Annotated in this window: 17 protein-coding genes; 6 read left to right on the forward strand and 11 right to left on the reverse strand. The window is 67.8% G+C overall.

Annotation, left to right across the window (positions count from 1 at the left end):
- Window positions 1-73: 73 nt before the first annotated feature.
- Window positions 74-328: a hypothetical protein gene (locus DN412_RS24260; protein WP_115213913.1), complete on the reverse strand. Its 255-nt coding sequence runs from the start codon at window positions 326-328 to the stop codon at window positions 74-76.
- 259 nt (window positions 329-587) lie between these two features.
- On the opposite strand from DN412_RS24260, the gene DN412_RS24265 reads away from it, so the two are divergent.
- From DN412_RS24265 to DN412_RS24285, 5 genes are all read left to right on the forward strand, one after another.
- Complete coding sequence (locus DN412_RS24265) at window positions 588-1,883, forward strand: UbiH/UbiF family hydroxylase (RefSeq protein WP_115213914.1); 1,296 nt, start codon at window positions 588-590, stop codon at window positions 1,881-1,883.
- Between the two features lie 51 nt (window positions 1,884-1,934).
- Window positions 1,935-2,693 carry a DsbC family protein gene (locus tag DN412_RS24270; RefSeq protein WP_078198026.1) on the forward strand — a complete coding sequence of 253 codons (759 nt, stop codon included), beginning with the start codon at window positions 1,935-1,937 and terminating at the stop codon, window positions 2,691-2,693.
- 112 nt (window positions 2,694-2,805) lie between these two features.
- Entirely contained in the window at window positions 2,806-3,810 is a 1,005-nt protein-coding gene (gene acuI / locus DN412_RS24275) for an acrylyl-CoA reductase (NADPH) (RefSeq protein WP_115213915.1), read from the forward strand.
- Between the two features lie 73 nt (window positions 3,811-3,883).
- The gene (locus tag DN412_RS24280; protein WP_115213916.1) at window positions 3,884-5,698 is read left to right on the forward strand and encodes a M61 family metallopeptidase; all 1,815 of its coding nucleotides are present in this window, start codon (window positions 3,884-3,886) and stop codon (window positions 5,696-5,698) included.
- Window positions 5,699-5,748: 50 nt separating this feature from the next.
- On the forward strand, window positions 5,749-8,115 hold the full coding sequence (locus DN412_RS24285) for an FUSC family protein (protein WP_115213917.1): 2,367 nt from the start codon (window positions 5,749-5,751) through the stop codon (window positions 8,113-8,115).
- Between the two features lie 14 nt (window positions 8,116-8,129).
- Here DN412_RS24285 and DN412_RS24290 read toward each other — a convergent pair whose 3' ends face one another.
- The gene (locus tag DN412_RS24290) at window positions 8,130-9,476 is read right to left on the reverse strand and encodes an ABC transporter ATP-binding protein (RefSeq protein ID WP_115213918.1); all 1,347 of its coding nucleotides are present in this window, start codon (window positions 9,474-9,476) and stop codon (window positions 8,130-8,132) included.
- Between the two features lie 7 nt (window positions 9,477-9,483).
- Window positions 9,484-11,235, reverse strand: coding sequence for an ABC transporter permease (locus DN412_RS24295; protein ID WP_208647651.1), 1,752 nt, complete (start codon window positions 11,233-11,235; stop codon window positions 9,484-9,486).
- Window positions 11,236-11,447: 212 nt separating this feature from the next.
- Here DN412_RS24295 and DN412_RS24300 point away from each other — a divergent pair, with 212 nt between their 5' ends.
- A complete protein-coding gene (locus DN412_RS24300; RefSeq protein ID WP_115213919.1) occupies window positions 11,448-11,726 on the forward strand; it encodes an acylphosphatase in 279 nt (92 codons plus the stop codon).
- 4 nt (window positions 11,727-11,730) lie between these two features.
- Here the strand turns inward: DN412_RS24300 and DN412_RS24305 are convergent, their stop codons facing one another.
- The 8 genes from DN412_RS24305 to rpe form a co-directional block, all read right to left on the reverse strand.
- The gene (locus DN412_RS24305; RefSeq protein ID WP_115213920.1) at window positions 11,731-12,507 is read right to left on the reverse strand and encodes a uracil-DNA glycosylase; all 777 of its coding nucleotides are present in this window, start codon (window positions 12,505-12,507) and stop codon (window positions 11,731-11,733) included.
- Between the two features lie 31 nt (window positions 12,508-12,538).
- Window positions 12,539-13,168: a CYTH domain-containing protein gene (locus tag DN412_RS24310; RefSeq protein ID WP_115213921.1), complete on the reverse strand. Its 630-nt coding sequence runs from the start codon at window positions 13,166-13,168 to the stop codon at window positions 12,539-12,541.
- A 3-nt stretch (window positions 13,169-13,171) separates the two neighbouring features.
- Complete coding sequence (gene trpC, locus DN412_RS24315; RefSeq protein ID WP_115213922.1) at window positions 13,172-13,975, reverse strand: indole-3-glycerol phosphate synthase TrpC; 804 nt, start codon at window positions 13,973-13,975, stop codon at window positions 13,172-13,174.
- A 26-nt stretch (window positions 13,976-14,001) separates the two neighbouring features.
- The gene (gene trpD / locus DN412_RS24320) at window positions 14,002-15,033 is read right to left on the reverse strand and encodes an anthranilate phosphoribosyltransferase (RefSeq protein WP_115213923.1); all 1,032 of its coding nucleotides are present in this window, start codon (window positions 15,031-15,033) and stop codon (window positions 14,002-14,004) included.
- A 65-nt stretch (window positions 15,034-15,098) separates the two neighbouring features.
- A complete protein-coding gene (locus DN412_RS24325; protein ID WP_115213924.1) occupies window positions 15,099-15,668 on the reverse strand; it encodes an anthranilate synthase component II in 570 nt (189 codons plus the stop codon).
- Between the two features lie 20 nt (window positions 15,669-15,688).
- On the reverse strand, window positions 15,689-17,206 hold the full coding sequence (gene trpE / locus DN412_RS24330) for an anthranilate synthase component I (RefSeq protein ID WP_115213938.1): 1,518 nt from the start codon (window positions 17,204-17,206) through the stop codon (window positions 15,689-15,691).
- Window positions 17,207-17,657: 451 nt separating this feature from the next.
- Complete coding sequence (gene gph, locus DN412_RS24335; protein ID WP_115213925.1) at window positions 17,658-18,398, reverse strand: phosphoglycolate phosphatase; 741 nt, start codon at window positions 18,396-18,398, stop codon at window positions 17,658-17,660.
- On the reverse strand, window positions 18,398-19,111 hold the full coding sequence (rpe, locus tag DN412_RS24340) for a ribulose-phosphate 3-epimerase (RefSeq protein ID WP_115213926.1): 714 nt from the start codon (window positions 19,109-19,111) through the stop codon (window positions 18,398-18,400). The genes gph and rpe overlap by 1 nt, the downstream gene beginning before the upstream one ends.
- Window positions 19,112-19,223 lie beyond the last annotated feature (112 nt).

The following is a 19,223-nucleotide window of genomic DNA, read 5'->3' on the forward strand; positions in this document are numbered from 1 at the left end:
GGCAAAACAAGACGGCCAAGGTTTCAAGCTTGGCCGTGCATTGCGATCTGGCGCTCGATCGATTCCTGTGCGATCAGGCTCCGTCGGTAAATACGTCTCTCTTATCCGTGGTCTTTGCGCCGTCCGTGAACATGTCGCGCTTGTCGATGACGCGTGCCCCATCTGTGAAGACGTCGCGGGCGTCGGTGGTGCGCGCTCCATCGGTATACACATCGAACCTGGAAACCTTCGCGCCATCTGTGTAGACATCGCGAGGACCGGTGCCCCCTAGTGCCGTTCCAATGATCCCAATGCTGGCGGCGGCAATCCATAGTGCTTCTTTAAGCATTTTTCCACCTCCCTTCAGGTGGTTAGTTCCCCGGCGTGAAACATTTCGTTTCAATATAGCCCTGCACCTGACCGGCCGCGGACCGCCATATGTATTGTTTTGTTCTAAGCCTTATGACCGGACGATATATAAGAGCCGGCCGAGAATGGCGTGCTGCTTGCGGCGCTCGCCCTGCATTTTCCGGCGGGTCTGCTTGCCTGGCGTCTGCTGCCAGACCTGGCCCGGACGGGCCGCGGAGTGACGTGGCTATAATCCAGCCATGACCCGATCCCACGCGTCCGCGCGCCCGTCCGCGCGTAACTCATCCGCTTTCCAGGTTGCCGTCGTCGGCGGCGGCATCGTCGGCAAGTCCTGCGCGCTGCTGCTGGCCCAGCAGGGCATGGACGTGGCGCTGGTCGCGCCGAAGCCGCCTCGCGCCAGCGCCCGCGCGGCGGCCGGCCCGGATGACTGGGACAGCCGCATCTACGCCTTCTCGGCCAGCTCGCATGCGCTGCTGGAGCGCATGCGCGTGTGGGAAGCGCTGGACCCGGCGCGGATCCAGCCGGTGCGCGACATGCGCGTGTTCGGCGATGTCAGCGCGGCCGAGACTTCGCCCAGCCTGGACGGGGACCTGCATTTTTCGGCCTACGCCGCCTCAGTGCCGCAGCTGGCCTGGATCATCGAATCCGGCCATGTCGAGCGGGCGCTGGACACGGCGCTGGGCTTCCAGCACCAGGTGACGTGGCACGATGCCACCGCCAGCGCATTCGAGCGCGACCCGGACGGCGTCACGCTGGCCCTGGGCAATGGCGAGAAGCTGCGCGCGGCCTGCGTGGTCGGTGCCGACGGCGCGCGCTCCTGGCTGCGCCAGCAATGCCATATCGGCGTCAGCACGCGCAAGTACCGCCAGCTGGGCGTGGTTGCCAATTTCGCCTGCGAGCGCCCGCACCAGGAAACTGCTTGGCAATGGTTCCTGGGCGCGCCGGAAAAGCTGATGGCCGACGAGGAGCCCGCCAACGGCGAAGTGCTGGCGATCTTGCCGTTGCCGGACAACCATGTGTCGATGGTCTGGTCCGCCGACGAGGCCCACGCGCGCGAGCTGCTGGCGCTGTCGCCCGAGGCGCTGGCCGCCACCGTGATGCAGGGCGCCAGCGGCGCGATCGGCGCGCAGTTCGGCGCGCTGCGCTGCGTGACCCCCGCGCAGGGCTTCCCGCTGGTGCTGCAGCGTGCCGACCAGTTCGTGCAGCCGCATGTGGTGCTGGTGGGCGACGCCGCCCATGTGGTGCATCCGCTGGCCGGGCAGGGCATGAACCTGGGCCTGCGCGATGTCGCGGAACTTGGCCGCGTGATGGCCGACAAAGAACCTTTCCGCAGCGAGGGCGACCTGCGCCTGCTGCGCCGTTACGAGCGCGCCCGCGCCACCGACCTGTTGTCGCTGACCGCGGCCACCGACGGGCTGCACCGGCTGTTCTCGCTGCCCGGCGACGTGGCGCGCGTGGTGCGCAACACTGGCATGCGCGCGGTCGGCGGCCAGTCCTTGCTCAAGCGCTTCCTGATCGGACGCGCGCTCGGCTGACCGCGGCCGAACCCAAGTTCCGATCCCTTTACCGAATACTCTGGAGTCCATATGTTCCAATTCCTGCGCCGCCGCCCCGCCATGAGCGCCGCGATCACCGCCATCGTCGGCGGGCTGGCCGCGGCGGGCTTCGCGCTGCATGCCATGGCAGCGGGCGAACCCGGCACCGACCGCATCAAGGAGTCGCTGCAGAAGATGCTGGGCGGCCGCGCCGAAGTGAAGAGCGTGAGCAAGACCCCGGTGCCCGGCCTGTTCGAGGCCAATATCGGCGGGCAGGTGGTCTACACCGACGCCTCGGGCCGCTACATCCTGAACGGCGAGATGATCGACACCCGCACCGGCACCAACCTGACCGAGGAGCGGCTGGCCGAGATCAACCGCATCAAGTGGTCGGACCTGCCGCTGGCGCGCGCGATCAAGTGGACCAAGGGCGATGGCAGCCGCCAGGTGGCGGTGTTTTCCGACCCCAACTGCGGCTACTGCAAGCGCATCGAGCAGACCTTCCAGCAGATGGACAACATCACCGTGTACACCTTCCTGTACCCGGTGCTGTCGCCGGATTCGGAAACCAAGGCCAAGCAGGTCTGGTGCGCGTCCGACCGCACCAAGGCCTGGCGCGACTGGATGCTCAAGCAGGTGGCGCTGAGCGGCAACGGCAGCTGCAAGACCCCGCTGGAAGAGAACCTGGCGCTTGGCCACAGTCTGAATATCAACGGCACGCCTGCTGTGTTCTTCATGGACGGCACCCGCATCCCGGGCGCGGCCGACGTCGCCACGCTGGAACGCAAGCTCGCCAGCCTCAAGAAATAAGCGCGCGCCGGACCAGTCCCGGCCCGATCGACGGCCGGACTTGTCCGGCCGTTCTGCTTTCTGCTTTTCCCCTCATTGCATGCGATCGCCTACAGGCGACAAAGGAGACACCATGACCTTCCAGGCATTGCTGCTGACCCAGGCCGACGGCGCCACCCAGGCCAGCATCGCCACGCTCGACGACGCGCAACTTCCCGCCGATGGCGACGTGCTGGTCGCTGTCGATTATTCCACCATCAACTTCAAGGACGGGCTGGCGATCACGGGCCGCTCGCCGGTGGTGCGCAAGTGGCCAATGGTGGCGGGCATCGACGGTGCCGGCACGGTGCTGGAATCCGCGCATCCGCGCTGGCAGGCCGGTGACAAGGTGGTGCTCAACGGCTATGGCGTGGGCGAGACGCACTGGGGCTGCCTGGCGCAGCGCGCGCGCCTGAAGGGCGACTGGCTGGTGCGCCTGCCCGACGCCTTCACCACGCGCCAGGCCATGGCGATCGGCACCGCGGGCTATACCGCGATGCTGTCGGTGCTGGCGCTGGAGCGCGGCGGCGTCAACGGCCCGGTGCGCCCGGGCGACGGCGAGGTGCTGGTGACCGGCGCCTCGGGCGGGGTGGGGACGTTGGCGATCTCGCTGCTGAGCAAGCTTGGCTACAAGGTGGTGGCCTCGACCGGGAAGACCAAGGAGGCCGATTTCCTGAAGGCGCTGGGCGCGGACGAAGTGATCGACCGCGCCGAGCTGGGCGTGCCCGGCAAGCCGCTGCAGAAAGAGCGCTGGGCCGCGGTGGTCGACTCGGTCGGCTCGCACACGCTGGTCAATGCCTGTGCGCAGGTGCGCTACGGCGGCGTGGTGACGGCGTGCGGGCTGGCGCAGGGCCTGGACTTCCCGGGGTCGGTGGCGCCGTTCATTCTGCGCGGCATCACGCTGCACGGCATCGACAGCGTGATGGCGGCGATGCTGCTGCGCGAGCAGGCCTGGCAGCGGCTGGCCAGCGACCTGGAACCGGACCGGCTCAATGCGCTGACGCGCGAGATCGGCCTGGGCGATGCCATCGAGGCGGGCCGCAAGATCATGGAAGGGGGCATGCGCGGGCGCGTGGTGGTGGATGTGAATCGCGGCTGAGCGCGCGCGATAGTGGCCTTGCTGCAAAACCGCGTCGGCACCGACCGTATGTGCCGACGTTACAATCCTGCTCATGACGCCGATCCGCTACGCCATCGCCCCGCTTCAGCCTGAAGCGCACCTGTTTGCCGTTACCGTCACCGTGAGCGAGCCCGATCCCGCCGGCCAGCGTTTCTCGCTGCCGGCCTGGATCCCGGGCAGCTACATGATCCGGGACTTCGCGCGCAATATCGTGCGCATCCGTGCCGATGCGGGCGGGCGCGAGGTCAAACTGACCAAGCTCGACAAGCAGAGCTGGCAGGCCGCGCCGGTCAGCGCTGGCGACGGCCCGATGACGCTCAGCTACGAGGTTTATGCCTGGGACCTGTCGGTGCGCGCAGCACACCTGGACACCACCCATGGCTTCTTCAACGGCAGCTCGGTGTTCCTGTGCGTGGACGGGCAGGCCGAGCGGCCCTGCACGGTCGATATCCATGCACCCGCGGGCGAGGCCTACCGCGACTGGCGCGTGGCCACCGCCATGCGCGAGGCGCCGGGCCGCGAAGGCGCGAAGCGCTACGGCTTCGGCCGCTACCAGGTGGCCGACTACGATGAGCTGGTCGACCATCCGGTCGAGATGGGCACCTTCCAGCTGGCCAGCTTCCGCGCCTGCGGCGCGCAGCACGACGTGGTCTTCACCGGGCGCGTGCCGCAACTGGACATCGAGCGCGTATGCCGCGACCTGAAGCGCATCTGCGAGACGCAGATCCGGCTGTTCGAACCCAAGACCGCGCAGGCGCCATTCCTGGACAGCAACCGCCGCTATGTCTTCATGACGATGGTCACCACCGACGGCTATGGTGGCCTGGAGCACCGCGCCAGCACCGCACTGATCTGTGCGCGCAATGACCTGCCGGTGCGGGGCGACAGCGAAACCAGCGAGGGCTACCGCACCTTCCTCGGGCTTTGCAGCCACGAGTATTTCCATACCTGGAACGTCAAGCGCATCAAGCCGGCCGCGTTCGTGCCGTACCGGCTGGCCGAGGAAACCTACACGCCGCTGCTGTGGCTGTTCGAAGGCTTCACCAGCTACTACGATGACCTGGTGCTGGTGCGCGCGGGCTGCGTCACCGATGCGCAGTACATCGAGATGCTGGCCAAGACCTGGAACGGCGTGCTGCGCGGCAGCGGCCGCACCAAGCAAAGCGTGGCCGAAAGCTCCTTCGACGCCTGGACCAAGTACTACCGCCAGGACGAGAACGCCCCCAACGCCATCGTCAGCTACTACACCAAGGGTTCGCTGGTGGCGCTGGCGCTGGACCTGACCATCCGCGACAAGACCCGCGGGCGGCGCTCGCTGGATGATGTCATGCGCGCGCTGTGGCACCGCTACGGCCGCGACTTCTATGCGCCGGGCGCAGTGCAGCGCGGCGTGACCGAGGCCGAGGTCCATGCGCTGTTCGATGAAGTCACGGGCCTGCGCATGGGGCCGCTGCTGCGCTCGCTGACCGAAGGCACCGGCGAGCTGCCGCTGCCGGCGCTGTTCAAGGCGTTCGGCGTCAAGGCCGAGGCGCAGAAGCCGGCGCGCACCGCGGCGCTGGGGATCAAGGTCAAGACCGAGGACGGCTGGGTGCGCGTCAGCCAGGTGCTGGACGGCGGCGCGGCGCAGGCCGCGGGTCTGTCCGCGGGCGACTTGCTGGTGGCCATCGACGGCCTGCGCGTGGCGCCCGGCCAGCTCGACAAGATGCTGGCGCGCTACCGCACCGGCGACCGCATCGAGCTGCACGCCTTCCGGCGCGACGAGCTGCAGGCGCTGCCAGTGACGCTGGCGCGCGAGCCGGCGGCGCAGTTCAAGGTCAAGCTCGAGAGCGGACGGCACGCGGCACGCTCGCGCTGGCTGGGCCAGTGAATTAGTCTTCCGCAGCCACACCCGCCACCGCAGTCCATCGCCCCCGCTGCATGCAATACGCGCACGATCCCCGCACCTTCCTCTATTCGCACTACGTCTACCGGGGGCTGCGCTCGGCCACGGGCGTGATCGGCGCCACGCTGATCGCGCTGCAGTTCAGCGACCTGCCCACCGCCATGGTGGTGTCGATGGGGGCGCTGTGCACCAGCCTGATGGACCTGCCCAGTCCGCTGAACCACAAGTTCAACGAGATGCTGGCCAGCGTGCTGCTGTGCAGCGTGGTCACGCTGGTGGTGGGGCTGGCCACGCCGTTCCCGCGCGTGATGCCGTTCCTGCTGGTGCTGGTGACGTTCCTGGCCGGCATGATGACGGTGTACGGCAACAAGACGCTGCCGCTGCAGTTCGCGGCGCTGTTCGTGATGACCCTCACGATCAACGAAGACTTCCTGGTGCGGCGCGCGCTGGAGCACGCGGCGCTGTTCAGCATCGGCGCGGTCGCCTACCTGGGCTATGCGATGCTGGTGAGCTGGATCACCGAGCGCCGCACCAGGCAGCAGGTGCTCGCCGAGTCGCTGTACGAGCTGGCCGGCTATCTCGAGATCAAGGCCGGCTTCTACGACGCCGGCAACGACTTCGAGGCCCAGTTCAACCAGCTGGTGCGCCAGCAGATCGTGGTGGCCGAGCGCCAGCAGGCCGCGCGCGACCTGGTGCTGCGCGGCAACCGAACCCCGCACGACGGGCTGCTGGTGCAGGTGCATATGCGCATGCTCGACCTGTATGAGTACATCCTGTCGACCAACACCGACTATCCGCTCCTGCGCCAGACCTTCGCCGGCACGCCGGTGCTGGACCACCTGCGCGCGCTGGTGATGCTGATGTGCAAGGACGTGGAAGAGATCGCCTATGAGGTCACGCGCGGCCGTGCCTCGTACGCCACGGTGGAATACCGCCAGGGCCTGCGCGCGGTCGAGGCCGAGATCGCGCAGTTGCGCCACCACCATATCAACCCGGCGGCGATGACGGCGCTGGTCGAGACGCTCGACATGATGCGCGGCGCGGTCACGCTGATCGGCCAGCTGCACGAGGCCTCGCGCACGCCGGTGGAGCCGGCCAAGGTGCTGCCCGGCTCCGACATGACGCCGTTCCTGACGCGCCAGAAGTATGAGTTCAGCGTGCTGCGCGACAACCTGAAGTGGCGTTCGCCGGCGTTCCGCTTTGCGCTGCGCATCTGCATGGCGGTGGCGCTGGGGCTGTGGATCGCCGAGCACCTGCCCTATGTGTCGCACAGCTACTGGATCCTGCTGACCATCATCGTCATCCTGAAGCCCAACTTCAGCATGACCAAGCAGCGCTACAACGACCGCGTGATCGGCACGCTGATCGGCTGCATGGTCTCGGTCGCGATCCTCAAGGTGGTACACCAGCCGCTGATCCTGCTGGGCGTGCTGTTCCTGTCCCTGGTGGCCAGCGCCGCGTTCGTGACCATCAAGTACCGCTACACCGCGATTGCCGCCTGCATCCAGGTGCTGATCCAGATCCACCTGCTGATGCCGAACAGTCCCACCGTGGCCGGCGAGCGGCTGGTGGACACGGTGATCGGCGGCATCATCGCCTCGCTGTTCAGCTTTGTGCTGCCGAGCTGGGAATACCGCGCCATTCCCAAGCTGGTGGAGGCCGTGCTGCAGGCCAACCGCCGCTATATCGGCGCCACGCGCGACCTGCTGCTGCGCCGGGCCAAGGACGACTTTGCCTACCGCGTGCAGCGCAAGCAGTTCATGGACAACCTGTCGGCGCTGATCTCGTCGTTCCAGCGCATGCTGGACGAGCCCAAGAGCCGGCACCGCGCGGTGGACAACCTGAACCGCTTTATCGTGCAGAACTACCTGGTGGCGGCGCACGTGGCGGCGGCGCGCATCCAGGTGCGCCAGCACTATGACGAGCTCGATATCCCGGCCGCCGAAGCCGCGATCGAACAGGCCACCGAGGCCGCCAGCCACAGCCTGCAGGTGGCCAGCGAGCGGCTGCATGCCGATGAGCGAGGCGGTGGCCGCGGCGCGGGCTTTATCCGCGGCGTGAAACCGCCGGTGGAACGCAAGGAGGCAGCGCCTGCGGCCGCGGACAAGCCGGTAGCGACCATCGACGGCACCGTCAGCGCCGAAGTTGAAGAGGCCGCCGAAGACGCCGCCGCCGAACGCCGCGCCCGCCTGGCCGATTCGGCCGACAAGCGCCGCACCGATGTGCTGGTGCATGCCGCCGCCGCCGGCGAATCCAGCCACGAGGCCGGCCCCACCGCCAGCTCCACCGGCCGTTCGGCCAACGCGGTGCTGGACCGCCGCTTGCGCGCGCTGCGCGAGGACGCGGCCAAGATCGCGCTGCGCACGGGGGCAATCGGGCGCGCCATGCGCGCGCGCGCCTGAGCGCCCAAAACCGGTCAGTCTTCGGCTGACTGCGCTTCGGGTAGCTCTTCCTCGGGTAGCGTCAGCATGCCGCTGTTGTAGCTGTATTCGTAGATCTCGCCGTAGCGCCCCCAGCCGATCGCCACGCTGAGCACGCGCTCGGCCTCGGCGGGCTTCAGGAACTGCTCCAGCTCGTTCAGCACCTGTTCCTCGCGGATCTCGCCGGCTTCGCTGGCCACCAGTTCGCGGCGGATATGCGCGGCCAGCGCGATGTTGCCCAGCAGCTGCTGGCCGAACATTACCTTGCGCTGCTGCGGCTCGGCGGCATACCACGCACGGCCAGCATTGGTGACGGCAATGTCGCCGCGCTCGATCGAAACCAGTTGCACCAGCTGCAACGCCTCGCAGGCGGGCAGCAGTTCGTCGTCGGTCAGGCCGGCTTCGTCGGCCAGGTGGGGCAGGTCGGCGCGGCCGTCAAAGGGCGCTTCGCACAACAGGTCGAGGATGGCTTCCATCTGGCTGATGTCGGCCTCAGGCAGCCGGTAGGCGATCTGGCGCGCGGGCGCTTGCGCGGGCAGCCGCGCTTCGGCAGCGGGGGCGGTCATCAGCGCGTAGATCTCGTCGACCAGCGCGCGCACCTGCGCGCTGTCGCGGTTGCGCGGGCGCGGCAGCGCCACCCGCACCTCGGCGCGGATGCGGCCCGGGTCGCTCGACAGGATCACGATGCGGTCGGCCATCATCACCGCCTCTTCGATATTGTGCGAGACGATCAGGATGCTCCGGATATTGGCGCGGCCGCTTTCCCACAGCGCCAGCATCTCGTCGCGCAGGGTCTCGCCGGTCAGCACGTCCAGTGCCGAGAAGGCCTCGTCCATCAGCAGCAGGTCGGGCTCGGTCACCAGCGCGCGCGCAATGCCCACGCGCTGGCGCATGCCGCCCGACAGCTCGCGCGGCAGCGCACTGTTGAAGCCGGCCAGCCCGATCATGTCGATCGCGGCCTCGGCGCGGCGCTCGCGCTCGGCCTTCGGCACGCCCTGCGCTTCCAGCCCCAGCTCGACGTTCTGCTGCACCGTCAGCCACGGGAACAGCGCGAACGACTGGAACACCATGGCGATGCCTTCGGCGGTGCCGGCCAGGCGCTCGCCGCGAAAATGCACCTCGCCGCGGTCGGCGCCGACCAGCCCGGCCATGATGCGCAGCAGCGTGGACTTGCCCGAGCCGGACTTGCCCAGCATGGCGACGATCTCGCCCTCGCGCAGGGTCAGGTCCACGCCTTCGAGCACGGCGCGGTCGCTCTGGCTGGCGGTGCGGAAGATCTTGCCGACGCCGCGCAGATCGATCACGGCAGGCGCGGCAGCGGTGGGAGTATGGTTCTCGGCCATGATTGCCTTACAAGCGGGTGCGCTCTTGCGCGAGTTGATACAGGCGGTTCCACAGCAGCCGGTTGAAGCCGACCACGAACAGCGCCATCACGACTATGCCTAGCGCAATGCGCGGGAAGTCGCCGCGCGCGGTGGTCTCGGCAATATAGCTGCCCAGCCCGGTGGCGACGACGGTGCGGTTGCCCCAGGTCACGTACTCGGACACGATGCTCGCGTTCCATGAGCCGCCGGCGGCCGTCACCAGCCCGGTCAGCAGGCTGGGGAAGACCGCGGGGATCAGGAAGCGCTTCCACAGCAGCCAGCCGCGCAGCCCGAAGTTGCGCGCCGCCAGCCTCAGCTCGGTGGGGATGCCGGAGGCCCCCGCGACCACATTGAACAGGATGTACCACTGCGTGCCGAAGATCAGCAACGGGCTCAGCCAGATCTCCGGGTTCAGCCCGAAGCGCACGATCAGCATCACCGCCAGCGGGAACATCAGGTTGGCCGGGAAGGCGGCCAGGAACTGCGCCACCGGCTGGGCGATGCGCGCCAGGTCCGGGTTCAGGCCGATGCGGATGCCGATCGGCACCCACACCAGCGCCGCCAGCGCGATCAGCACCACCACGCGCACCATGGTGATGGTGCCGAGCCACAGCACATGGCCGACCTCGGCCCAGCCCACCTCGCTGTGCACGAAGTAACCCACGCGCAGCAGCGCGGCCAGCGCCACCAGTATGATCACGGCGTCGCGCAGGCGGCCGAACCACTGCGCGCGACGCGGATTTTCCGGCAGCGCCGGGGCCTGCCCGCGGCGCGCGCCCCACGCCAGCGTGCGCCCGGCCAGCGCCGCTGTCTGCACCAGCAGCGCGCCGACCCACGCCGAGCGGCGCATCAGGTCCAGCAGCCATGACTGCGGTGTCTTGTCCTGCGCCAGGGTCTCGAAGCGGAAGCGGTCGGCCCACGCCACCAGCGGGCGGAACAGCAGCTGGTCGTACACCAGGATGCCCACCAGCATCGCCAGGATGGCCCAGCCGATCGCGGCCAGGTCCTGCTGCTGGATCGCCAGCGCGATATAGGAGCCGATGCCGGGCAGGCGGATATCGTGGCCCGACACCGAGATCGCCTCGGACGCCACCACGAAGAACCAGCCGCCGGACATCGACATCATCATGTTCCACAGCAGCCCAGGCATGGCGAACGGCACTTCCAGCCGCCAGAAGCGCTGCCACGGCGACAGCCGGAACATGGCCGCGGCCTCAAGCAGGTCGCCCGGGATGGTGCGGAAGGACTGGTACAGGCTGAACGCCATGTTCCACGCCTGCGAGGTGAAGATGGCGAAGATCGCCGCGCATTCCACCCCCGCGATGTTGCCCGGGAAGAGCGCGATAAAGCCGGTCACGGTGATCGACAGGAAGCCCAGCACCGGGATCGACTGCAGGATGTCCAGCGCAGGCACCAGCACCTTCTCCGCCGTGCGGCTCTTGGACGCCAGCGCGGCAAAGGCCAGCGAAAACAGCAGCGACGCCGCCAGCGCCGCCAGCATGCGGATGCTGGTGCGCATCAGGTAATAGGGCAGGTAGGCCACGTCCAGGTGCACCGCCAGTTGCTGGTCGGGGTGGAACGGGGCATTCATCTGCTGCGCGGCGAACGCGACCATCACGATCACGGCCAGGATGATCGGCAGCAGCGCAAGGTCGAAGCGATTGGGCGGCGCGCGCAGCAGCTGGCTGTCGTAGCCAGGGGCGGGCGGGGCCGCGTGGTGGTCGGCGGGTGGCATCATGGGTGCTTCTCGGGCTTGTATCGAGCTTGGATGGCGGGGCTTGTAACCCGGCCCTGGTTCGCGGCCCCGGCGGACAATGGCAAAGCCCGCATGCCGCCGGCTTCACGCCGGGCGGCGCGCATCCCTTTGTAACGCCCGGCATGGCGGTCTAGTTTACTTGTTGTGGATGACACTTCGCGCAAGCCGCCGGCGTGCGCTCAGAGGAAAGAGCCATGAAGAAAGAAACCTGGCGCCTGGTCGCGCATGGGCGTGTGCAGGGCGTGGGCTACCGCGCCGCCTGCGCCGACGCGGCGGACGACCTGGGGCTTGGCGGCTGGGTGCGCAACCGGATCGACGGCACCGTCGAGGTGATGGCGCACGGCACGGTCAAGCAGCTCGAAGCCCTGCAGGCGTGGATGGAACGGGGCCCGCCGGCGGCGCAAGTGACGTTTGTCGAGGCCGGGCCTGGGGAAGGGGAGTTCGCCGGCTTCGAGTTCCGGCCGACGATTTAAGGGACTAGGCGGCTGTCCAGTCGACCGGCGTGCGGCCGTTCGCTTCCAGCCAGCGGTTGGCTTCGCGGAAGTGCCCACAGCCCAGGAAGCCCCGGTGCGCCGACAGCGGCGACGGATGCGGCGCTTCCAGCACGCAGTGGCCGGCGCCCAGCAGCGGCTTCTTGGCCTGCGCGTGGCTGCCCCAGAGCATGAACACCAGGTTCGGCCGGCTGGCGGCGAGACTCTGGATCAGGCAATCGGTGACGGCTTCCCAGCCGCGCCGCGCATGGCTGGCGGCCTGGCCCTGCTCGACCGTCAGCACGGTGTTGAGCAGCAGCACGCCCTGGCGCGCCCAGCCTTCCAGGTTGCCGGAGGTGCGCGGCGCGCCGTTGCCGTTGGCGCCGAACTCGGCGGCGATTTCCTTGAAGATATTGCGCAGGCTGGGCGGCACCTTGATGCCTTCCGGCACCGAGAACGCCAGCCCGTGGGCCTGCGGCAGCTCCACGCCGCCGACGGTGCCGGTGCCGTGGTAGGGGTCCTGGCCCAGGATCACCACCTTGACCGCGTCGGGCGGCGTCAGGTGCAGGGCGTGGAAGACATGGTGCGGGAATACCGCCTTGCCGGCGGCGCGTTCGCCATCGACAAAGGCGGCCAGTTCCTGCCACGCCGGCACACGGATGCACGGGTCCATCAGCGCGCGCCAGGCGGCGGGCAGGGCGTCGGCCTGGGCCTGCAGGCTGGCGGCAGGGGACGGTTCGCCGGGGGCGCGGGGGGCTTCGGCGGCGAAGAGATCGGCTTGCATGCGTGAGGAGAGCTTGGCGGGAAAACCGCGATTATGACGCCTTGCCCTCGGCGATTCCCGCCAGGCGGTAGCCGCGGGCGGCTTTGCTGAGGTCTGAGGGCGCGAGCGCGGCAACGGTGGTCAGCCGCGCGGCAAAGGCGCGCAGGGCATCGGCCGCATGCGCGGCGTCACCCTCCAGCCATTCCAGTTCGAGTTCCTGGATGCGTTCCTGCGCGGCGCTGGCCGGCGCGGTGATGGTGCCGGTGTCGAGCGCCGCTTCGATGCGCGCGCCGTCCTGCGTGACCAGCCAGGTGCGGCGGACAAAGTCGGTGCGGAACACCGGCGCCAACCGGTCGACCAGTGGTGCCAGCACGGTCTGCGCGTCGGCAGGGAAGCACTGCAGGTCGATGGCCTCGCCGGCGATCTCGGTTTCCCACTCATTCCGCGTTGCCAGGCCGCTTTGGCTGCTGCCGGCAGTCTTCAGCGTCTGCAGCCATTGCTCGCCCTTGCGGCGCAGCCGCAGCGCGGCGCGCGCCTGGGCCAGGTCGTGTTCCGGCGTATCAAGGTAGACGTTGAGCAGCGTGGCTTCGCCCTGTGGCGCGCCGTTGGCGTCGAGCCAGGCGGCCAGCGGGGCCAGGGCGTCGTCGGCGACGGCCAGCTTGAGTTCGATTTCCTGGGCCATCGCTCAGGCAAACAGCCGCGCCAGCTCCACGCCCGGATCCGGCGCCCGCATGAACGCCTCACCAACCAGGAAGGCATGCACGTTGGCATCGCGCATGCGCTGCACGTCGGCCGGCCCGAGGATGCCGGATTCGGTCACCACCAGCTTGTCGGCCGGCATATGCGGCAGCAGGTCCAGGGTGTTGTCCAGCGACACCTCGAAGGTGCGCAGGTTGCGGTTGTTCACGCCCAGCAACGGGGTCTTCAGGCGCAGGGCCGCGTCGAGCTCGTCGTCGCCGTGCACTTCCACCAGCACGTCCATGCCAAGCTCAAGCGCACAGGCTTCCAGGTCGGCCATCAGGCCAGGGTCCAGCGCGGCGACGATCAGCAGGATGCAGTCGGCGCCCCAGGTGCGCGCTTCATAGACCTGGTACAGGTCGACCATGAAGTCCTTGCGCAGGGCAGGCAACGGGCACGCGCCGCGGGCGCGCTTCAGGTAGTCTGCGTGGCCCTGGAAGTAGTTCACGTCGGTCAGCACCGATAAACAGGCGGCACCATGGCTGGCGTAGCTTTCGGCAATCGCCTCGGGCACGAAGTGCTCGCGCAGCACGCCCTTGGACGGCGAGGCCTTCTTGACCTCGGCGATCACGCCGGCATCGCCGGCGGCGATCTTCTCGCGCAGCGCGCGCTCGAAGCCGCGCGGGGCGAGGCCGGCTTCGCTGCGCAGGCTTTCGGCCTCGGCGCGCAGGCTGGGCAGCTCGCGCTTCTTGCGCGCGGCGGCGACTTCGTCGGCCTTCACGGCCAGGATCTTTTGCAGGATGTCGGACATAAGGCGTTCCGTCAGAAAAATGTGGATCAGGCCTTGAACTGCTGGGTGGCGCGCACGAACTGGTCGAGCTTCTCGCGCGCTGCGCCGCTGGCGATGGCCTCGCGCGCGCGGCGGATGCCGTCTTCGACCGAGTCGGCCACGTTGGCGGCGTACAGCGCGGTGCCGGCGTTCAGCGACACGATCTCGCGCGGGGTGCCCGGCACGTTGGTCAGCGCTTCGAGCAGCATTTCCTTCGATTCCGTCGCATCGGCCACCTTCAGGCCGCGGTTGGAGATCATCTGCAGGCCGAAGTCCTCGGGGTGGATTTCATATTCGCGGACCTCGCCGTCCTTCAGTTCGCCCACCAGCGTGGCGGCGCCCAGCGAGACCTCGTCCATGCCGTCCTTGCCGTAGACCACGATGGCATGCTTGGCCCCCAGGCGCTGCATCACGCGCACCTGGATGCCGACCAGGTCGGGGTGGAACACGCCCATCAGGATATTGGGTGCGTCGGCCGGGTTGGTCAGCGGGCCCAGGATATTGAAGATGGTGCGCACGCCCATTTCCTTGCGGATCGGGGCCACGTTCTTCATCGCCGGGTGGTGCGTGGGCGCGAACATGAAGCCGATGCCGGTCTCTTCGATGCACTGGCCGACCTGCTCGGGCGTGAGCATGATGTTCACGCCCAGCGCTTCCAGCACATCGGCGCTGCCCGACTTGGAGCTGACGCCGCGGTTGCCGTGCTTGGCGATCTTGGCGCCGGCGGCGGCCGCGACGAACATCGAAGCGGTCGAGATATTGAAGGTGTGCGAGCCGTCGCCGCCGGTGCCGACGATGTCGACGAAGTTTTCGCGATCGGCGACTGGCACCTTGTTGGCGAACTCGCGCATCACCTGCGCGGCGGCGGAGATCTCGCCGATGGTTTCCTTCTTGACGCGCAGGCCGGTCAGGATCGCGGCGGCCATCACCGGCGAGATCTGCGCCTGCATGATCTGCCGCATCAGGTGCAGCATCTCGTCATGGAAGATCTCGCGGTGCTCGATGCAGCGCGTCAGGGCTTCTTGCGGCGTGATGGACATGGCGTTCTCAGTATCTGAAGTCTGCGGGGCGTGGTGCGTGCTGGCGGGTGCGGAATCGAGCAGTCTCATCGCTGCGCCTTGACGAAGTTGGCCAGCATGGCATGGCCGTGTTCGGACAGGATCGACTCGGGATGGAACTGCACGCCTTCGACGGCGAGCGTCTTGTGGCGCACGCCCATGATCTCGCCGTCCGGGGTCCAGGCGGTGATCTCCAGGCAATCGGGCAGGGTTTCGCGCTCGATTGCCAGGGAATGATAGCGCGTCACGTCAAAGTGTTTGGGCAGCCCGGCGAACACGCCTTGCTGGGTGGTCTCGATGGTGCTGACCTTGCCGTGCATGACCCGCTTGGCGCGGATCACCTTGCCGCCGAAGGCCTCGCCGATGGCCTGGTGGCCCAGGCATACGCCCAGCAGCGGGATCTTGCCGGCAAAGTGCTGCAGCGCCGCCACCGAGATGCCGGCTTCCTTGGGGCTGCACGGCCCGGGCGAGACGCAGATGTGGTCAGGCTTGAGCGCCTCGATCTCCTCGATGGTGATCTCGTCGTTGCGGTAGGTGCGCACGTCCACGCCCAGTTCGCCGAAATACTGGACCAGGTTGTAGGTGAACGAATCGTAGTTGTCGATCATCAGCAGCATGGCGTCTGTCTCCTGTTCTTTCAGATGTCGGAGTCCAGGCCATCCTGGACCTGCTCGGCGGCGCGAATCACGGCGCGCGCCTTGGCTTCGGTTTCCCTCCATTCGGCTTCGGGGTCCGAATCGGCAACGATGCCGGCGGCGGCCTGCACATAGAGGTTGCCGTCCTTGACGATGCCGGTGCGGATCGCGATCGCCAGGTCCATCTCGCCGCCGAACGACAGGTAGCCCACCGCACCGCCGTAGATGCCGCGCTTGCGCGGTTCCAGCTCGTCGATGATCTCCATGGCGTGGACCTTGGGCGCGCCCGACAGCGTGCCGGCCGGGAAGGTCGCGCGCAGCACGTCCAGGTTGCTCATGCCTTCGCGCAGCGTGCCTTCGACCGAGCTGACGATATGCTGCACGTGCGAGTATTTCTCGATCACCATCTTGTCGGTGACCTTGACCGAGCCGGTCTCGGCGATGCGGCCGATATCGTTGCGCGCCAGGTCGATCAGCATCACGTGCTCAGCGATCTCCTTGGGATCGTTCAGCAGCTCGGTGGCCAGCTGGGCGTCCTTTTCCGGCGTATTGCCGCGCGGGCGCGTGCCGGCCAGCGGGCGGATGGTAACGATGTGCTCGCTGCGGGTGTCGCCGTTGGTGCCGACCTTGCGCTCTTCCTGGCGCACCAGGATCTCCGGCGAGGCACCCACCACCTGGAAGTCGCCGAAGTTGTAGAAGTACATGTACGGCGACGGGTTCAGCGAGCGCAGCGCGCGGTACAGCGACAGCGGCGCGTCGCGGTAGGGCTTGACCAGGCGCTGGCCGATCTGCACCTGCATCATGTCGCCGGCCATGATGTATTCCTTGGCCTTGTGCACCGCGGCCAGGTAGTCGGGCTTGGCGAACTCGCGGTAGACCTCGGTCTGTACCGACGGGCTCGTGACCGGCACGTCCACCGGCTGGCGCAGCTTCATGCGCAGCTCGCGCAGGCGCTGGCGGGCGCGGGGGTAGGCCTCGGGCGTGGTCGGGTCGGCGTAGACGATCAGGTAGAGCTTGCCCGACAGGTTGTCGATGACCGCCAGTTCCTCGCACAGCAGCAGCTGGATGTCGGGCAGGTTCAGGTCGTCGGGCTTGTGCGTGTTGGCGAGCTTCTTCTCGATATAGCGCACCGCGTCGTAGCCGAAGTAGCCGGCCAGGCCGCCGCAGAAGCGGGGCAGGCCGGGGCGCAGCGCCACCTTGAAGCGTGCCTCGAACTCGGCGATGAAGTCGAGCGGATTGCCTTCATGGGTTTCCACCACCTTGCCGTCGGTCACCACCTCGGTGCGGTTGCCATAGGCGCGCAGCAGCGTGCGGGCATGCAGGCCGATAAACGAAAAACGCCCGAAGCGTTCGCCGCCCACCACCGATTCCAGCAGGAAGGTGTTGACGCCACGGGTCTGCGACTGGGCCAGCTTCAGGTACAGCGACAGCGGTGTTTCCAGGTCGGCAAAGGCCTCGGCGATCAGGGGGATGCGGTTGTAGCCCTGGTCGGCCAGCGATTTGAATTCCAGTTCGGTCATGTCGGTCCTCTTGTGCGGCCCGCGCTGCGGCATGGGTCAGGCGCGGCGCCGCTTGTCGGCAGATAAGGCTGGAGCGTATGGAATCCCGCCCCGGTGGCGGACCGTGGTGCAGCAAGCTTGCGGACAAGGCTGCACACGGCCGGAGAGAGGGCGTGCGGCGCGTTCTTGAGCTAAACGTAGCAGAGAAATATGGCTACGCTGGCTTTTGGCGGGTTTGGGTGGTGATGCCCGGCATCGGTGGCTACCTTGGCCGGTTGTGGCGACGCCCTCGGGTCGAGAGCGTGTCAGCAGACTCGCGAACGCACTTTACGCCTGTTGGGAGGCGCGCCAGCGACGCCAGGGCCAGGCCTGCCGATCACTGCCAGAAGAGATGCGTTTGCGGTTGAGAAACATTGAAATGTTCAGGGATTTGGTCGAGATCGACGAATTTGGCCGAGATCAACAACCCGGACTATCGATGACCTGCCCAATGTGCTGCAAACAGCGCTGCGGCATGGGCAATGGAGTCGACTATACCATCGGCGTCAACGCCTTGTACAGGGTTGCCATGGTTGTAGCCATAGGGCACCAGCAGCACCCCCATGCCGGCCGCGCGGGCCGCCTGCGCGTCGTTTTCCGAGTCGCCCAGCGCCGCTATCGCCGACGGCTCCAGCCCGAAGGCGGCGGCCACTTTCAGCAGCGGGAAGGGGTCGGGCTTGCGCAGCGGGAAGGCGTCGCCGCCGTAGACCAGCTCGAAGTATTTCGCCAGCCCGGTCTTGGCCAGCAGCGGCTCGGTGAAGCTGTAGGGCTTGTTGGTCACGCAGGCCAGGCGCAGCCCCGCCGCCTTCATCGCCGCCAGCCCCTCGCGCACGCCGGGGTAGACCTGCGAGAACTGGCCGTTGATACGGATGTACTCGCGGTCGTACAGCGCATAGGCGTCGGCGAACAGGCCGTTGGCGTGCAGCGGCGAGAAGCGCGCGTCCAGCACGCGCCGGATCAGGTTCTCCGAACCCTTGCCGACATAGCTGACGATCTCAGCCTCGGACATCGGCGCCACCGGGCCCAGGTTAGGGTGCTGGCGGCCCAGCGCCAGCAGCATGGCATTGATCGAGGCGTGAAAATCGCCCGCGGTGTCGACCATGGTGCCGTCCAGGTCGACGATCACCCCTTCGATGCCGCGCCAGTCGGTGCGGCGCAGGACTACGCCTTCCATTATTGGCCGGCCTGCTGACCAACCTTGGCCAGTTCGCCGCGCAGCGCCGAGATGATGCCGCGATAGCCGCCGTCGGCATCGGGCTTGCCGAACACGGCCGAGCCCGCCACGAAGGTGTCGGCGCCGGCCGCCGCGATCTCGGCGATGTTGTCCACCTTCACGCCACCGTCCACTTCCAGCAGGATGGTGCGGCCGGTGCGGGCGGTGTATGCATCGATGCGCTGGCGCACGGCGCGCAGCTTGTTCAGCGTCTCGGGGATGAACGACTGGCCGCCGAAGCCCGGGTTGACCGACATCAGCAGGATCACGTCCAGGCGGTCCATCACGTGGTCCAGGTGGTGCAGCGGCGTGGCCGGGTTGAACACCAGGCCGGCCTGGCAGCCGTGGTCGCGGATCAGCGCGAGCGAGCGGTCCACGTGCTCGCTGGCTTCCGGGTGGAAGGTAATGATATTGGCGCCTGCCTTGGCAAAGTCCGGGATGATCCGGTCCACCGGGCGCACCATCAGGTGCACGTCGATCGGGGCCGTCACGTGCGGGCGGATCGCCTCGCACACCAGCGGGCCCACGGTCAGGTTGGGCACGTAATGGTTGTCCATCACGTCAAAGTGGATCCAGTCGGCGCCGGCCTCGGTCACGCGGCGCACTTCCTCGCCCAGGCGGGCAAAGTCGGCGGACAGGATGGACGGGGCGATGCGGTAGGTGGGCGTGCTCATGTCGGCGGCTAGGATGAGGGTGCAGGGGAATGCTGTTTGCGTCTCTGGCGCGCCCAGGGGCGGATGCCAGAGGGGATCAGGGCGGGCATCCGGCACGGCCAGGCCCTGAAAG

The organism is Cupriavidus lacunae (assembly GCF_003353055.1).
In the GTDB taxonomy this organism is placed as follows: Bacteria; Pseudomonadota; Gammaproteobacteria; order Burkholderiales; family Burkholderiaceae; genus Cupriavidus; species Cupriavidus lacunae.

Bases quoted from the DNA above. Each gene is read 5' to 3' on its own strand.
- DN412_RS24260 (WP_115213913.1), bottom strand. From the start codon at position 328: ATGCTTAAAGAAGCACTATGGATTGCCGCCGCCAGCATTGGGATCATT.
- DN412_RS24265 (WP_115213914.1), top strand. From the start codon at position 588: ATGACCCGATCCCACGCGTCCGCGCGCCCGTCCGCGCGTAACTCATCC.
- DN412_RS24270 (WP_078198026.1), top strand. From the start codon at position 1,935: ATGTTCCAATTCCTGCGCCGCCGCCCCGCCATGAGCGCCGCGATCACC.
- acuI (WP_115213915.1), top strand. From the start codon at position 2,806: ATGACCTTCCAGGCATTGCTGCTGACCCAGGCCGACGGCGCCACCCAG.
- DN412_RS24280 (WP_115213916.1), top strand. From the start codon at position 3,884: ATGACGCCGATCCGCTACGCCATCGCCCCGCTTCAGCCTGAAGCGCAC.
- DN412_RS24285 (WP_115213917.1), top strand. From the start codon at position 5,749: ATGCAATACGCGCACGATCCCCGCACCTTCCTCTATTCGCACTACGTC.
- DN412_RS24290 (WP_115213918.1), bottom strand. From the start codon at position 9,476: ATGGCCGAGAACCATACTCCCACCGCTGCCGCGCCTGCCGTGATCGAT.
- DN412_RS24295 (WP_208647651.1), bottom strand. From the start codon at position 11,235: ATGATGCCACCCGCCGACCACCACGCGGCCCCGCCCGCCCCTGGCTAC.
- DN412_RS24300 (WP_115213919.1), top strand. From the start codon at position 11,448: ATGAAGAAAGAAACCTGGCGCCTGGTCGCGCATGGGCGTGTGCAGGGC.
- DN412_RS24305 (WP_115213920.1), bottom strand. From the start codon at position 12,507: ATGCAAGCCGATCTCTTCGCCGCCGAAGCCCCCCGCGCCCCCGGCGAA.
- DN412_RS24310 (WP_115213921.1), bottom strand. From the start codon at position 13,168: ATGGCCCAGGAAATCGAACTCAAGCTGGCCGTCGCCGACGACGCCCTG.
- trpC (WP_115213922.1), bottom strand. From the start codon at position 13,975: ATGTCCGACATCCTGCAAAAGATCCTGGCCGTGAAGGCCGACGAAGTC.
- trpD (WP_115213923.1), bottom strand. From the start codon at position 15,033: ATGTCCATCACGCCGCAAGAAGCCCTGACGCGCTGCATCGAGCACCGC.
- DN412_RS24325 (WP_115213924.1), bottom strand. From the start codon at position 15,668: ATGCTGCTGATGATCGACAACTACGATTCGTTCACCTACAACCTGGTC.
- trpE (WP_115213938.1), bottom strand. From the start codon at position 17,206: ATGACCGAACTGGAATTCAAATCGCTGGCCGACCAGGGCTACAACCGC.
- gph (WP_115213925.1), bottom strand. From the start codon at position 18,398: ATGGAAGGCGTAGTCCTGCGCCGCACCGACTGGCGCGGCATCGAAGGG.
- rpe (WP_115213926.1), bottom strand. From the start codon at position 19,111: ATGAGCACGCCCACCTACCGCATCGCCCCGTCCATCCTGTCCGCCGAC.